Source organism: Dactylosporangium sp. NPDC048998 (genome assembly GCF_043197855.1).
In the GTDB taxonomy this organism is placed as follows: domain Bacteria; phylum Actinomycetota; class Actinomycetes; order Mycobacteriales; family Micromonosporaceae; genus Dactylosporangium.
Window position 1 is genome coordinate 314,981 of the sequence record NZ_JBICTV010000005.1, and the last position, 14,267, is coordinate 329,247.

15 protein-coding genes are annotated in these 14,267 nt (G+C 73.6%); 11 read left to right on the forward strand and 4 right to left on the reverse strand.

What is annotated here, in order from left to right:
* Positions 1-165: 165 nt before the first annotated feature.
* Complete coding sequence (locus tag ACGFI8_RS15165) at positions 166-1,929, reverse strand: ABC transporter ATP-binding protein (RefSeq protein ID WP_392805386.1); 1,764 nt, start codon at positions 1,927-1,929, stop codon at positions 166-168.
* 104 nt (positions 1,930-2,033) lie between these two features.
* On the opposite strand from ACGFI8_RS15165, the gene ACGFI8_RS15170 reads away from it, so the two are divergent.
* The 4 genes from ACGFI8_RS15170 to ACGFI8_RS15185 all read left to right on the forward strand — a co-directional run bounded on the left by ACGFI8_RS15170 (position 2,034) and on the right by ACGFI8_RS15185 (position 5,929).
* Complete coding sequence (locus ACGFI8_RS15170) at positions 2,034-2,453, forward strand: MarR family winged helix-turn-helix transcriptional regulator (protein WP_392804647.1); 420 nt, start codon at positions 2,034-2,036, stop codon at positions 2,451-2,453.
* On the forward strand, positions 2,450-3,739 hold the full coding sequence (locus ACGFI8_RS15175) for a right-handed parallel beta-helix repeat-containing protein (protein WP_392804650.1): 1,290 nt from the start codon (positions 2,450-2,452) through the stop codon (positions 3,737-3,739). The genes ACGFI8_RS15170 and ACGFI8_RS15175 overlap by 4 nt, the downstream gene beginning before the upstream one ends.
* Before the next feature lie 71 nt (positions 3,740-3,810).
* On the forward strand, positions 3,811-4,641 hold the full coding sequence (locus tag ACGFI8_RS15180) for a class I SAM-dependent methyltransferase (protein WP_392804652.1): 831 nt from the start codon (positions 3,811-3,813) through the stop codon (positions 4,639-4,641).
* A gap of 10 nt (positions 4,642-4,651) precedes the next feature.
* On the forward strand, positions 4,652-5,929 hold the full coding sequence (locus ACGFI8_RS15185) for an aldehyde dehydrogenase family protein (RefSeq protein ID WP_392804655.1): 1,278 nt from the start codon (positions 4,652-4,654) through the stop codon (positions 5,927-5,929).
* A 31-nt stretch (positions 5,930-5,960) separates the two neighbouring features.
* Here the strand turns inward: ACGFI8_RS15185 and ACGFI8_RS15190 are convergent, their stop codons facing one another.
* The 3 genes from ACGFI8_RS15190 to ACGFI8_RS15200 form a co-directional block, all read right to left on the reverse strand.
* Positions 5,961-7,229 (reverse strand): RNA polymerase sigma factor, encoded by a 1,269-nt coding sequence (locus ACGFI8_RS15190; RefSeq protein ID WP_392804657.1) that lies wholly within the window; start codon positions 7,227-7,229, stop codon positions 5,961-5,963.
* Between the two features lie 39 nt (positions 7,230-7,268).
* Positions 7,269-7,637 (reverse strand): YciI family protein, encoded by a 369-nt coding sequence (locus tag ACGFI8_RS15195; RefSeq protein ID WP_392804660.1) that lies wholly within the window; start codon positions 7,635-7,637, stop codon positions 7,269-7,271.
* A gap of 96 nt (positions 7,638-7,733) precedes the next feature.
* Positions 7,734-8,588: an aldo/keto reductase gene (locus ACGFI8_RS15200; protein ID WP_392804662.1), complete on the reverse strand. Its 855-nt coding sequence runs from the start codon at positions 8,586-8,588 to the stop codon at positions 7,734-7,736.
* A gap of 262 nt (positions 8,589-8,850) precedes the next feature.
* Between ACGFI8_RS15200 and ACGFI8_RS15205 the strand changes: the two genes are divergently transcribed.
* The 7 genes from ACGFI8_RS15205 (at position 8,851) to ACGFI8_RS15235 (ending at position 14,263) form a co-directional block, all read left to right on the forward strand.
* Positions 8,851-9,054 (forward strand): hypothetical protein, encoded by a 204-nt coding sequence (locus tag ACGFI8_RS15205; protein WP_392804664.1) that lies wholly within the window; start codon positions 8,851-8,853, stop codon positions 9,052-9,054.
* Between the two features lie 105 nt (positions 9,055-9,159).
* A complete protein-coding gene (locus tag ACGFI8_RS15210) occupies positions 9,160-9,855 on the forward strand; it encodes a siderophore-interacting protein (protein WP_392804667.1) in 696 nt (231 codons plus the stop codon).
* Positions 9,856-9,943: 88 nt separating this feature from the next.
* Complete coding sequence (locus ACGFI8_RS15215; RefSeq protein WP_392804669.1) at positions 9,944-10,924, forward strand: glycosyltransferase 87 family protein; 981 nt, start codon at positions 9,944-9,946, stop codon at positions 10,922-10,924.
* A gap of 99 nt (positions 10,925-11,023) precedes the next feature.
* On the forward strand, positions 11,024-11,788 hold the full coding sequence (locus ACGFI8_RS15220; RefSeq protein WP_392804672.1) for an SDR family NAD(P)-dependent oxidoreductase: 765 nt from the start codon (positions 11,024-11,026) through the stop codon (positions 11,786-11,788).
* Positions 11,785-12,729, forward strand: coding sequence for an aldo/keto reductase (locus tag ACGFI8_RS15225; protein WP_392804674.1), 945 nt, complete (start codon positions 11,785-11,787; stop codon positions 12,727-12,729). Before ACGFI8_RS15220 ends, ACGFI8_RS15225 begins: the two co-directional genes overlap by 4 nt.
* On the forward strand, positions 12,726-13,601 hold the full coding sequence (locus tag ACGFI8_RS15230) for an amidohydrolase family protein (protein WP_392804677.1): 876 nt from the start codon (positions 12,726-12,728) through the stop codon (positions 13,599-13,601). Before ACGFI8_RS15225 ends, ACGFI8_RS15230 begins: the two co-directional genes overlap by 4 nt.
* Entirely contained in the window at positions 13,592-14,263 is a 672-nt protein-coding gene (locus ACGFI8_RS15235; protein ID WP_392804680.1) for a FadR/GntR family transcriptional regulator, read from the forward strand. Before ACGFI8_RS15230 ends, ACGFI8_RS15235 begins: the two co-directional genes overlap by 10 nt.
* Positions 14,264-14,267 lie beyond the last annotated feature (4 nt).

Sequence of the window (14,267 nt, forward strand, 5' to 3'; positions counted from 1 at the left end):
CCTCGGCGGCGCGGCGGGGCGGTGGCGGCGATGGGGCGGCCGTCGGGGTCGGTTGGCGGGCGCGCTGGGTCGGTGGTGGGGTGGCCGTCGGGGGCGCGGCGGTGGCGGTGGTGGGGTGGCCGTCGGGGGCGCGGTGGGGGCGGTGGCGGGGACGTGGGGATGGGGTCAGGCGGCCAGGGTGGCGTATGTTCCGGCGGCTGAGAGCAGGGTGGTGTGCGTGCCGCGCTCGACGACGCGGCCGTGGTCGATGACGGCGATCTGGTCGGCGTCGCGGACCGTGGACAGGCGGTGGGCGATGGTGATCGTGGTGCGGCCGCGGGCCAGGTCGTCGAACGCGCGCTGCACGGCGCGCTCGGTCTCGGTATCCAGGGCACTGGTGGCCTCGTCGAGGACCAGGATGCGCGGGTCGCGCAGCAGGGTGCGGGCGATCGCGATGCGTTGCTGCTCGCCGCCGGAGAAGCGGTGGCCGCGCGAGCCGACGACCGTGTCGTAGCCGTCCGGCAGGGATGCGATGAGGTCGTGGATCCGCGCCGCCCGCGCCGCCGCCTCGAGCTCGGCGTCGGTCGCGTCGGGCTTGGCGTAGCGCAGGTTTTCCCGCACCGTCGTGTGCAGCAGGTAGGTCTCCTGGCTCACGACGCCGACGACGGCGGCGAGGTCGGTCAGGCGCAGGTCGCGCAGGTCGACGCCGTCGATGGTGATCCGGCCCGCGGTGGGGTCGTGGAGCCGGGCGATGAGCGAGGCGATCGTGCTCTTGCCCGAGCCGGTCTCGCCGACGAGCGCGAGCGACGTGCCGGCCGGTATGTCGAGCGAGACCCCGGCCACGGCCGCCGAGCCGCTGCCCGGATAGGTGAACGTGACGCCCTCGAAGCGCAGGTGGCCGCGCACGTCGTGCAGCGCGACGGGGTGCTCCGGCTCGGCGACCTCGACGGGCAGGTCGAGGTATTCGAAGATGCGCGCGAACAGCGCGAGCGAGCTGGTCAGCGCGACGCCGACGCCGAGCAGGCCCATGAGCGGCCGGAACAGGCCCGCCTGCAGCGAGGTGAACGCGACCAGGGTGCCGATGCTCAGCGAGCCCGCGGTCATCGGCAGGCCGGCGCTGAGGTAGATGATCGCCGGGATCGCGGCGAAGATGATGCTCATCGACGCCATGCGCCAGCGGCCGGCCAGCTCGGAGCGCAGCTCGAGGTCGATCAGCCGCTCGGAGGAGGCGGTGAAGCGGTCGATCAGCGCGCCGCCCGCGCCCATGGTCTTGCTCAGGCGTACGCCACTGATGGAGAGGCCCTCCTCGATCGTCACGTTGAGGTCGGCCAGCTCGCGCTGGCGCTGGGCGGTGATCTCGCGGCGCATGCTCGCGACCTTGCGGGTCAGGTAGATCGCGGGCGGCAGCACGACGAGGGAGACCAGCGACAGCCGCCAGGACAGCGCCGCCATGGCGACGGCGGTGGCGACCGCGGTGGTCAGATTGGACGCGATGGACGTGGCGGTGTTGGTGACGACCGCCTCCATCCCGCCGATGTCGTTGGTGATGCGCGACTGCACCTCGCCGGTGCGCGTGCGGGTGAAGAAGCCGATCGACTGCCGCTGCAGGTGCGTGAAGACGTCGGTGCGCAGCCGGTGCATGACCAACTGGCCGACCTTGGTCGACAGCCACGTCTGGACCACGCCGAGCGCCGAGGTCACGGCAGCGACGGCGACCATGCCGAGCACCAGCCAGGCGAGCAGCCGGGTGTCGCGGGCGGGCAGCGCGCGGTCGATGACCTCGCGGAGCAGGAACGGCGACGCCATCGACAGCACCGACGACGCCACGATGATGAGCACGACGACCGCCAGCCGGCCGCGGTGCGCGGTGAACAGGCGGCCGATGCGGGTCAGGGAGACCCGCTTGGCCTGCGCCTTCTCGGCGGCGCTGACCTTCCGGGACCCGCGGATGCGGGTGGGGTGATTGGGCTCCAAGGGGAACGCCTCTCTGTCGGAAACATGTTGAGGTTACCTCACTATGAGGGACCAACACCATTCCCTGGTACCGTGTTCCCGTGGAGGACGAGAGCCTCGCGGAGCTCTTCTGGAGCGTGGCGCGCCGGCTGCGGCACCGCTCGCACGAGTCGCTGCAGCCGCTGGGGATCACGCCGGGGCAGGCGCGCGCCCTGAACGTGCTCGCCCGGCACGGCACCATGCGCCCCAGCGAGCTGTCCGAGCACCTGAAGATCGCCCCGCGCTCGACGACCGAGGTGGTCGACGGGCTGGAGGAGCGTGGCCTCGTGGAGCGGCTGCCCGACCCCGCCGACCGCCGGGCCACGCTGGTGGAGCTGACGCCTTCCGGCGGTAGGGTCGCGGAAAGCATCCGTGCCGAGCGCGGCGCCGAGGGCGAGCGCTTCTTCGCCGCCCTGCCGCCGCAGGACCGGGCGGAGCTGGCCCGCATACTCGCCGTACTACGGGTATCAGAACCCCTGTGATCAACGCACGCGAGCACGGCCTGGCCGGTGACGGGATCACCAACGACCAGCCGGCGCTGCAGCGGCTCGTCGATGCCTGCCCGCCCGGCGAGGTGATCTACTGCCCGGCCGGGGTGTACTCGATCTGCGACGTCCCCACGGTCTGGCGCACCGGCGTGTCGCTGATCGGCGACGGCCCGTCTTCGACCCGCTTCGTGCTGTCCAACCCGAGCGCGCCGGGCGCCCCGGTACCACTGGCGTTCTGGACCGCGCTGCAGCACGGCGCCTCGCCGGAGCGCGCGATCGTGGACGTCACCTTCGCCGGGTTCGAGATCGACGGCTCGCAGGTCACGCTGCCGGCGTACGACGTGCTGGCCAAGGGGCTCGGCCTGCAGTACGTGCTGCGCGGCTCCTTCCGCGACCTCTACATCCACGACACGCCCGCGACCGGCTTCGGCTGCGACTTCCTGCAGGACGCGACCGTGGAGCGCGTGGTCGCGGCCGGCTGCGGACGGCTGGACTCCGGCTGGGAGAAGGGCGGCGCCGGCATCGGCATCGGCGTGGGCGGCTGGGGCGCGGTCGAGCGACTGACCGTGAGCGAGTGCGTGACGCTGCACAACGGCACCAACGGCATCTTCGTCGAACTGCAGGACGCCTCGTGGACCCCGCCGCGCGGCATCCGCGTCCTGGGCTGCCACGCCGAGAGCAACAAGTACGGCATCTCCGACTGGGGCGCCGACGGCCTGCTGGTCTCCGGCTGCACGATGATCGGCAACCAGACCGCCGGCTTCGACGTCTCCGGGCAAGGCACCACGCACGTTGCTGGCCGCTATGGCGTGATCACCGGCTGTATCGTCGACGACAACCCCGGCGACGGCGTCAGCATCGGCAACACCCCGGGTGGGTACACCGTCACCGCGACGCGCATCAGCCGCAACGGCGGCCACGGCTACCGCCAGCACAACCTGCCGGGCGCGATCCGGATCCCGGCCGCCGACATGGTCCTCGACGGCAACGACATCTGGGACAACGCGGGCGACGGCATCCGCATCGACGGGGCGTTGATCGACCCGTTTCTCATCAACAACCGCATTCGAGGCAACGGTACGTCCACGAGCCCGTCCGCCGGCATCGCGATCAACGCCAGGGTCATCTCGGCGACGATCCGCAACCAGCGGATCTGGGACCGCCACACCCCGCCGACGCAGCCGGTCCCGCTGGCGGTGACCGCGCACGGCGAACTGGCCGACTCCGTGTTCGTCGACCTGGAGCCGGTCGTCGAACCGGACATGTCCGCCACTTCGTGACGGACGGCGTCGGCGGTGCGGTCCGGTTCGCCGACCGGATATCCGCTTGACCAGCGTGTGACCCTCGTCGGGTGAGCGAATACCTGCGCCTCAACCGCGCCCAGTGGGACGAGCGCGCCCCGGCGCACGCGGCCTCCGCCGGGTACGGGGTCGGACGGTTCGTGGAGGATCCGGCGCACCTCAGCGATGTGATCCGCTTCGACCGCCCACGCCTGGGCGACGTGCGCGGGCTGCGGGCCGTGCACCTGCAGTGCCACATCGGCACGGACACGCTGTCGCTGTACCGCCTCGGTGCCCGCGTCACCGGCCTGGACTTCTCGCCCGCGTCGCTGGCGGAGGCGCGCGCCCTGGCCGGGCGGGCCGGCGCGGACATCGACTACGTCGAGTCTGACGTCTACGCCGCGCCGGACGTGCTCGAGCCGGGCTCGTTCGACCTGGTGTACACCGGCGTCGGCGCACTGTGCTGGCTGCCCGACATCCACCGCTGGGCCGCGGTTGTCGCCGCCCTGCTGCGCCCCGGCGGCCGGTTGTTCATCCGCGAGGGCCACCCGATGCTGTGGAGCGTCGATGAGACCCGCGGCGACGGCGTCCTGGCGGTCCACTTCCCGTACTTCGAGCAAGAGGCCCCGCTCGTGTGGGACGACGGCACCACGTACGTCGAGACGGAGGTCAAGTTCGTCAACAACGTCACGCACCAGTGGAACCACGGCCTCGGCGAGATCGTCACCGCGCTGCTCGGCGAGGGCCTGGAGCTGACCATGCTGCAGGAGCACGACAGCTGCCCGTGGGACCCGCTGCCCGGCTTCACCGTCGGCGACGAGCACGGCGAGTACCGGCTGGCCGCGCGCCCCGAGCGGCTGCCGCTTACATACACTCTTCAGGCACGCAAGCGTTCGCACTGAAGGGGAGCCCGTGGCCGTGGCCGATGAGCAGGACGTGAACGAGGTCGTGGCAGCGGCCGCCCGGGCCGCGCGGGCCGCCACCGGTTCGCTCGCGGCGGCGCCGGCCAAGACCATCGACGAGGCCCTGCGCGGCATGGCCCGCCGCCTCGCCGACGCCCATGGCAGGAGTGGCGGCCCGATCCTCGCCGCCAACGCCGCCGACGTCGCCGCGGCCGAGGCCGGCGGCATGAGCGGCGGCCTGCTCGACCGGCTCCGCCTCGACGAGGCCCGCCTGGCGGCGATGGCCGAGCAGCTGAACATCCTCGCCGACGTCGAGCCCGAGCCGGCCCGGCGCACGGTGCGCGAGCTCGGCGGCGGCCTGGTCCTGCAGGAGTGGCGGCGCCCGGTCGGCGTCATCGGCGCCAACTACGAGGCCCGCCCCAACGTCACCGTCGATGTCGCCTCCCAGCTGGTCAAGTCGCAGAACGGCGGTGTGCTGCGCACCGGCTCCGCCGCCCTCGCCTCCGCGATCGCGCTCATGGACGAGGTCGTCGCGCCCGCCCTCGCCGAGGCCGGCCTCGACCCTGCCGCCGTGCAGCTCATCCGGGCCCGCGGCCGCGGCTCCGCCGAGGCGCTGGTCGCCCAGCCCGGCCTGATCCCGCTCGTCATCCTGCGCGGCAGCGGCGAGAGCACCCGCAGCCTGGCCGAGAAGGCCGCGCTGCAGGGCGTGCGCACGCTCGCCCACGCCGACGGCGGCGGGGTGCTCTACGTCGACGCCGCCGCCGATCTCGACAAGGCGTTCGCGCTCATCACCGCCGGCCTCGACCGCCTCGGCGTGTGCAACCGCCTCAACCTGCTGCTCATCCACCGCGACCGCTACGACGACCTGGTGCCCCGGGTCACCGACGCGGTCGCCCCGAGGGTCGCCGTCTCGCTGCCGCCGCACGACCACCCGCTCGGATACGAGTGGGCCCTCGACTCGGCCCGCGAGGCGACCATCACGATCGCCCCGGCCGGCGGCCCGCTCGACGCCGCCCGCATCGCCAACGACGAGACCTCCGGCCTGGCCGCCGGCATCGTCACCGAGGACGCCGCCGCGGCCCGCGAGTTCCTGTCGGCATACGCCGGCACCGGCGCCTTCTGGAACGCCACGACCCGCCTGCTGGACGGCTTCAAGCTGCTCAACGTCCCGGAGACGGGCATCAACATCGACCGGGTCCCCGGCCCGCGCGGCCCGGTCACGTTCCGCGACCTGTCCCTGCGCCAATACACGGTCGTCCCGGCCGACCGCCTCGCCGACCTCGACTGAGCCACCCGCGCGCCGGACGGCCGGGGCGGCGTCAGCCGGCGGCGCGGCGGGCGAACAGCTCGCGCTCGGTCGCGTTGCGGGTGAGCGCCGCGGCGCGGGCGAACTCGGCCCGCGCCTCCGCGCCGCGGCCCAGCCGCTCCAGCAGCTCGCCGCGGGCCGCCGGCAGGTGCGGGTATCCGGCCAGCTCGCCCCGCGCCACCAGCCCGTCGACGATCTCCAGCCCGGCGGCCGGGCCTTCGGCCATGCCGACGGCCACGGCGCGGTTGAGCTCGACCACGGCCGACGGGGCGACGTGCGACAGCAGGCGGTACAGCGCGGCGATGCGCGCCCAGTCCGTCTCCCCCGGCGTCAGGGCGCGGGCGTGGCAGGCGGCGATCGCGGCCTGCAGCCCGTAGGGCCCGAGCGTGCCCAGCTCCTCGGCGCGGGCCAGGGCGGCCAGCCCGCGGCGGATCAGCAGCCGGTCCCAGCGGCGGCGGTCCTGGTCCAGCAGCAGCACCGGGCGCCCGCCGGCGTCGGTGCGGGCGGCCATCCGTGACGCCTGCAGCTCCATGAGCGCGGTCAGCCCGTGGACCTCGGCCTCGCCGGGCAGCAGCCCGGAGAGGACCCGGCCGAGCCGCACGGCCTCCGCGCACAGTTGCGGCCGCGACCAGTCGTCGCCGGCCGTCGCGGCATAGCCTTCATTGAAGATCAGATATATCGTACCGAGCACAGCCGCCAACCGCGCCGAAACCTCGGACGGCGGGGGCAGTTCGAAGCGCACGCCCTCCTTCGCCAGGGTCTTCTTCGCCCGCAGGATGCGCTGCGAGACGGTCGCCTCGGTGGTGAGGAAGGCGCGCGCGATCTCGTCGGTCCGCAGGCCGCCCAGCATTCGCAGGGTCAGCGCCACCTGCGACTCGGTGGTGAGCGCCGGGTGGCACGCGGTGAAGATGAGCCGCAGCAGGTCGTCGCCGATGTGGTCGTCGAGCGCGTCGACGATCTCCGGCTCGGCCGATGCCTGCTCGGCCAGTTCCACGTCCCGCCCGACGACGGCGAGCTTGCGCCGGTAGTTCTCCTGCCGCCGCAGGTGGTCGATCGCCCGGTGCTTGGCCGTGGCCATCAGCCACGGCCCGGGATCGTCGGGCACGCCCCGGGCCGGCCACTGCTCCAGCGCCGCGACGAGCGCGTCCTGCGCCAGCTCCTCGGCCAGTCCGACGTCACGCACCATCCGCGCGAGCGCGGCGATGATCCGGCCGGACTCGATGCGGTAGACGGCCTCGACCACGCGGTGCACGTCGGGCGGGCGGGGATCGGTGGCCGTCACGACCACGATCCTCGCATCCGCCCCGGCCCCGGCGTGGGCCTACGGCTGCGGGAAGTCCTCGGGGCCCATGACCTTCAACACCCGGCACTCGCCCTCCCAGCCCTCCCAGAGGTCGCGGTGCAGCTTCATGAAGCGCGACGCCCACTCCACCGCCTCCTCCTTGGTGCGGGTCTCGTACAGCGCGTAGCTGATCATCTCCTTGGTCTCCGCGAACGGGCCGTCGGTGACGCTCAGCCCGCCGCCGGTGACGGTGATCCTCGCGCCGGCTCCGCTGGGCGCGAGGCCGGCGTTGTCCAGCAATGCGCCGGCGGCGGTGGCCTCCTCGCCCAGCTTCATGATCGCCGCCATCAGCTCGGCCGGCGGCGGGGTCGCGGGCTGGGTGGCCTCGAGCAGCATCACGTAGCGCATCTTCGTCTCCTCTGTGCGGGGTACTTTCCCGTCCTTCATCCCCTCCTCGAACGGGCAGGACCGGATCCGACACGCGGCCGAAGAGATTTTTCCGCGCTACGCGCTGCGCGTGATGTCCGCGACCTCCGCCGGGGTCAGCTCGATCCCGGCCGCCACGATGTTGTCCTCCAGGTGCCGCACCGAGCCGGTACCCGGGATCGGCAGCATCGCCGGCGAGCGCGCCAGCAGCCAGGCCAGCACGATCTGCCGGGGGGTGGCCTCGTACTTCTTGGCGATCGCCTCGATCGTGGCGTTGTCGTCGAGGTTCTGGATCGGCGCCCACGGCAGGAACACGATCTGCTCCTGCTCGCACAGGTCGACGAGCGACTCGGAGCCGCGGTCGTCGACGTTGTACCGGTTCTGGATCGACACGACCGGGGTGATCCGCTGGGCGACCCGCAGCTGCTCCTCGGTGAAGTTGGAGACGCCGATGTGGCGGATCTTGCCCTGCGCCTTGAGCTCGGCGAGGGCGCCGATCGAGTCCTCGACGGGCACGGCCGGGTCGGGGCGGTGGAACTGGTACAGCGGGATCGAGTCCAGCCGCAGCTTGCGCAGGCTGCCCTCGAGCGCCTCGGTCAGATGCACGGGCCGCCCGTCCGGCTCCCAGCGGTTGGCCCCCGGGCGCACCAGTCCGCCCTTGGTGGCGATGACCAGGTCCTCCGGATAGGGGTGCAGGGCCTCGGCGATCAGCTCCTCGCTGACGTCGGGCCCGTACGAGTCGGCGGTGTCGATGAAGTTCACGCCCAGCTCGACCGCGCGGCGCAGGACCCGGACGGCCTCGTCACGGTCGCGCGGCTCGCCCCAGATCCCCTCGCCGGTGACGCGCATCGCGCCGAAACCGAGCCGGTTGACGGTCATGTCGCCGCCGACGTCGATGGTCCCGGCGTTCCGCGCGCTGCTCTGCTCTGACATGCGTCAGGTCTCCTTCGGGAGTCGAGAATGCTCTCGTCACCGAATCTATCCACGCATCCGGGCGCGCGGCATGGAGATCGATCCGGCGGGCCGGGTGGCGCGCCGGGCGAAGCCGCGCCTCATCCGGAACAATGCCTGCGGTAATCGGCCGGCCCTGTGAGACCCTGCAGGAGTTTGCCTATGGATTACCGCAGATCGGCCTGGGTATGGTGACGCGCGATCGTCCGACCACTGCACCCGCCGAGCACTGGGAGTGAGCAGCATGAATGCGCCTGACCCGACCGGAATCGACCCGAACAGCCCCGAGGCCCGGGACCGCGAGGCGGCGCGCCGCGAGGCGGAGCGGCAGCAGAGCCTGGAGCACCAGCTGGCCCGCGGCGGCCGCGTGGACGAGGGCGCCGTCGACTCGACGGGCCGCAGCATCCGCGACCCGCGCCGGGGCACCCAGCTCGACGAGGACATCTGACGACTGCCCGGACAGACCCCGGATAGGCATGACGCCCGGTGCATTGTGGCAATGCACCGGGCGAAGGTTCCGATATATCGCCGATAGACGGTAGCGTCCCGCGGCATGAGGCTGTGGGAGATGCTGTTCGTCCGCGCGACCGTTGCCGAGGCCGAGACGACCGGGCGGTTCCGCCGCATCCGGCTGCGCGCCGAGGCGCTGCGCGGCGTCGAGTGGCGGCCGGGGCAGCAGGTCCGGGTCGACGTCGGGGCCGCGGGGGCGCTCACGCCGCTGCTGCGCACCTACTCGGTGTGGGACCGCGCCGGCGATGCTGTCGAGCTGCAGGCGCTGCTGCACGGGGACGGGCCCGGGGCACGCTGGATGGCGGCCGTCCAAGCGGGCGACGAGGCGCTCATCAGCCGGCCCAAGGGCGACTTCGTGACCAGGCCGGCCGCGTACCACCTGTTCGTCGGGGAGGAGACCGCCTCCGTCGCGTTCGGGGCGATGCTGCGCGCCCTCCCGGCGCCCGAGCGCGCCGCCAGCCGGGCCGTGGTCGAGATCGCCGGGCCGCAGGACCGGCTGGCGCTGGACGGCGACGTCACCTGGGTGCCGCGCGACGGCGACAGCGCGGCGGACTCGAAGGCGCTCGTGGCCGCGGTACGGCAGATGGAACTGCCGAGCGAACCAGGGCAGGCGTACGTGGCCGGCGAGGCCCGCACCGTGCAGGCCGTGCGCCAGCACCTCGTGCGCGACCGCGGGTGGCCGCGGCGATCCGTGCTGACGAAGCCTTTCTGGACCCCGGGAAAGCGCGGCATGGAGTAGCGTCAACGTCACGGGCGCCGATACGGGGGACACGCGCAAGGCCTGGGCCGGGCTCGCCGCACTGAGCGTCGGCATCGCGGGCTTCGTCATGCTGTCCGCGCACTGGCACGGCTGGTTCGACCTGCACGTGTACCGTGGCGCGATCCGGCACTGGCTCGACGGCGGCGACCTGTACTCCTACCGCCAGCCCGGCCCGATGCGCGACTACGGGTTCACCTACCCGCCGTTCGCCGCGCTGCTGCTCGCCCCGCTCGCGCTGCTGCCGTTTCCGGCGGCCCTGGCGGTGCTCGCCGCCGCGTCGGTGGCCGGCACCGCCGCGCTGCTGTGGGTGCGCTTCCGCCGCGCGCTGCCCGTGCTGACCGGCCTGGTCCTGCTCGCCGCCGTCGAGCCGTGGCGCGACACGCTGAGCTTCGGGCAGATCAACCTGGTGCTGCTCGCGCTCGTCGGGCTCGACCTGCTCGTCCTGCGCAGCGGCGCGCTCGTCGGGGTGGCGGCCGCGGCGAAGCTGACGCCGGCGCTGTTCATCGCCTACCTGATCATCGCCCGCCGCTACCGGGAGGCCGCCGTCGCCGCCGGGGCCGCGCTGGCCGCCACCGGCCTGGCGTGGCTCGTCGCGCCGGGGGCGTCCCGGCGGTACTGGGGCGGCCTGATCTGGCACGTCTCGCGGGTCGGCGAGGTGGGCGAGCCCTCCGACCAGTCCCTCGCCGGCGCCCTGCACCGGCTGCACGCCCCGGAGGCGGTGTGGCCGCTACTCGCGCTCGCCGTCGTGCTGTACTGGACCATCCGCGTCCAGTCGTCCGATGACTGGACCGGCCTGGCGCTCACCGGGGTCGCGATGTGCCTGATCAGCCCGTTCGCCTGGGTGCACCACCTGGTGTGGGAGCTGCCCGCCGTGCTGGTGCTGCTCGACCGGCGCCGCTGGATCGCCGTGGCCGTCCTGGCCGTGCTGGCGCTCCGCCTGGTGTGGCTGGTCCCGGCCCTGAGCCTGTTGACGCTGGTCGGTGTCCTGCTGCTGGCGGCGGTGCCGCGCGAGCCGCACCCGCCCCGCACCGCCGACGAACCCGCGTGACGTCGGACGTCTATCCGCCGCCCCGCTCCTGTCAAGCCCTTGTGCCCGGACGCGCCGGGCTGATAGACAGCAATCCTCCGATGTATTTGGGAGTGCTTCGTGAACGGTGAGTTCGACGGTCTCGCCGCTGTCGTGACCGGCGGCGCCTCCGGGATCGGGCTGGCCACGGCCCGGCACCTCGCCGCCCGCGGCGCCCGGGTGGCCAGCCTGGACCTGCGCGCCGACGACCTGCCCGAGGGCCCCGAGGGCATCGCCGGGTTCGCCGCCGACGTCACCGACGACGCCGCCGTGCGCGCCGGCGTCGCCGCCGCGGCCGAGCATCTCGACGGGATCGACATCCTCGTCAACAATGCCGGGATCGGCGCCATCGGTACCGTCGAAGCCAACCCCGACGACGAGTGGCACCGCGTCTTCGACGTCAACGTCGTCGGCCTGGTCCGGGTCACCCGCGCCGCGCTGCCGCACCTGCGCCGCTCGGCCCATGCCGCGATCGTCAACACCTGCTCGATCGCGGCGCACGCCGGCCTGCCCGACCGGGCCCTCTACAGCGCCACCAAGGGCGCCGTGCAGGCGTTGACGGCGGCGATGGCGGCCGACCACGTGCGGGAGGGCATCCGGGTCTGCTGCGTCAACCCGGGCACCGCCGACACGCCGTGGGTGCGCCGGCTGCTCGACCAGGCCGAGGACCCGGAGGCCGAGCTGGCCGCGCTCAACGCCCGGCAGCCGACCGGGCGGCTGGTCAGCGCCGAGGAGGTCGCGCACGCCATCGCCTACCTGGCCAGCCCCCTGGCCAGCGCGACGACGGGCACCGTGCTGTCCGTCGACGGCGGCATGCACGGCCTGCGGCTGCGGGCGCGGCCGTGAGGCTCGGCAAGCACGGGCTGGGCTGCGCCCAACTCGGCAACCTCTACCGGGAGCGCAGCGACGAGGACGCCCGCGCGATCGTCGACGCCGCCTGGGACGCCGGGATCCGGTATTTCGACACCGCCCCGCACTACGGCATCGGCCTGTCCGAGCGTCGCCTGGGCGCCGCGCTGCGCGACCGGCCACGCTCGCAGTACACCGTCAGCACCAAGGTCGGCCGGCTGCTCGAACCCACCGGTGAGGGCGGCGACGACCTCGCCGACGACCTCGCCGACGGCTTCGCCGTGCCCCGCACCCACCGGCGGGTCTGGGACTTCACCCGCGACGGGGTGCGCCGCTCGATCGAGGACAGCCTGGCCCGGCTCGGCCTCGACCGGGTCGACATCGCGCTGCTGCACGACCCCGAGCACCACCCCGAGGTGGCGCTGCGGCAGGGCTTCCCGGCCCTGGTCGAGCTGCGCGCCGAGGGCGTCGTGCGCGCCATCGGGGCCGGCTCCAAGGACGCGGCCGTGCTCACCCGGGTCGTCGCCGAGTGCACGCCCGACATCGTGATGGTCGCCGGGCGGTTCACGCTGCTCGAACAGCCCGCCGCCGAGCGGCTGCTGCCGGCGTGCGCCGCGGCCGGCGTCGGCGTGCTCGCCGCCGGGGTGTTCAACAGCGGGCTGCTCGCCGAGGACCGGCCGCGGGCAGGGCTGCCGTACGAGTACGGCGCCGCCCCCGCCGACCTCGTGCGCCGGGCCGCCGAGATCGCCGGCGTCTGCGCCGAGCACGGCACCACGCTGCCGGCCGCCGCCATCGCCTTCCCCGCCCGCGACCCGGCCGTCACCACGGTCGTTCTCGGCGCCGACTCGGCCGAGCAGGTGCGCCGCAACGCCGCGCTGTTCGACGCGCCGCCGGCGGACTCCCTGTGGCCGGCGCTGACCGGGCGGGGGCTGCTGTGATCGTCGACGCGCACCACCACCTGTGGCACCTGGGCGGCGGCTACGACTGGCTCGACGCGCCCGAGCTCGCCCCGATCCGCCGTACCTTCGGCCCCGACGACCTGCGGGCGGAGCTCGCCGCCGCCGGCGTGGACCACACCGTGCTCGTCGAGGGCGGGCGCTGCGACGTGGACGAGGCGGCGCTGCTGCTCGGCCACGCCCGCGACACCCCCGAGATCGCCGGCGTCGTGGCCTGGGACGACCCGGCGGCGCCGGTGTTCCCCGCGTATCGGGACCTGCCCGGCGCCGAGCGTCTCGTCGGGCTGCGCGCCCAGGTGCAGGCCGAGGACGCCGGATACCTCGACCGCGACGACGTGCGCGCCGGCCTGCGCCGCATCGGCGCCGCCGGGCTCGTCTTCGACCTCGTCATCCGCGCCGACCAGCTGCCCTCCGCCGCGCGGGTCGCCGCCGCCCTGCCCGACGTCCGGTTCGTCCTGGACCACCTGGGCAAGCCCCGCATCCGCGCCGGCGGCCTCGCACCCTGGCGCGCCGCGATCGCCGGCCTCGCCGCCCGGCCCAACGTCGCGGCGAAGCTGTCCGGCCTCGTCACGGAGGCCGACTGGGAGCATTGGAAACCCCAGGACCTGCGGCCGTACGCCGAGCAGGCCCTCGAACTGTTCGGGCCGGCCCGGCTGATGTTCGGCTCGGACTGGCCGGTCTGCCGCCTGGCCGCGTCCTACGGGCGGGTCCTGGCCGTCGCCGACGAGCTGATCACCCCGCTCACCAGTCCCGCGGAGCGCGCGCAGGTGTTCGGCGGCACCGCCGCCGAGGTGTACCGTCTGGACGTCGGCGCCGCGGGCGTAGCGTCGCCGCGGAGGGACCCATGGCACTGACCGACGAGGCAATCGACAAGATCAAGGGCATGATCACCTCGGGCGAGCTCGGCCCGGGGGACCGGCTGCCCAAGGAGGCCGACCTGGCCGAGCGCCTCGGCCTGTCGCGCAACTCGCTGCGCGAGGCGGTCAAGGCCCTGTCGATGATCCGCGTGCTGGACGTCCGGCAGGGCGACGGCACGTATGTCACCAGCCTCGAGCCCGACCTGCTGCTCGACGCGCTGAGCTTCGTGGTCGACTTCCACCGCGACGACACCGTCCTGCAGTTCCTGGAGGTGCGCCGCATCCTGGAGCCCGCCGCGACGGCACTGGCCGCCGAGCGGATGAGCGACGAGGACGTGGCGAAGATGCAGACGGTGCTCGACGAGCTCGGCGAGGACCCGACGATTGAGGCCCTCGTCGCCAACGACCTGGAGTTCCACCGCCTGATCGCGGCCGGCTCCGGCAACGCGGTGCTGTGCTCGCTCATCGACGGCCTGTCCGGCCCGACCACCCGCGCACGCATCTGGCGCGGCCTGACCCAGGAGGGCGCCGCGGCCCGCACGCGCGAGCAGCATCAGGCGATCGTCGATGCGATCGGCACCCGCCAGCCGGACCTGGCCCGTGCCTGGGCGTCGATCCACGTGGCCGGCGTCGAGGAGTGGCTGCGCCGGGCCCTCTAATTGA

Bases quoted from the DNA above. Each gene is read 5' to 3' on its own strand.
- ACGFI8_RS15195 (WP_392804660.1), bottom strand. From the start codon at position 7,637: ATGCGCTACGTGATGCTGCTCGAGGCCACCCAGCCCGCGACCCCGCCG.
- ACGFI8_RS15200 (WP_392804662.1), bottom strand. From the start codon at position 8,588: ATGTCAGAGCAGAGCAGCGCGCGGAACGCCGGGACCATCGACGTCGGC.
- ACGFI8_RS15205 (WP_392804664.1), top strand. From the start codon at position 8,851: ATGAATGCGCCTGACCCGACCGGAATCGACCCGAACAGCCCCGAGGCC.
- ACGFI8_RS15210 (WP_392804667.1), top strand. From the start codon at position 9,160: ATGAGGCTGTGGGAGATGCTGTTCGTCCGCGCGACCGTTGCCGAGGCC.
- ACGFI8_RS15215 (WP_392804669.1), top strand. From the start codon at position 9,944: ATGCTGTCCGCGCACTGGCACGGCTGGTTCGACCTGCACGTGTACCGT.
- ACGFI8_RS15235 (WP_392804680.1), top strand. From the start codon at position 13,592: ATGGCACTGACCGACGAGGCAATCGACAAGATCAAGGGCATGATCACC.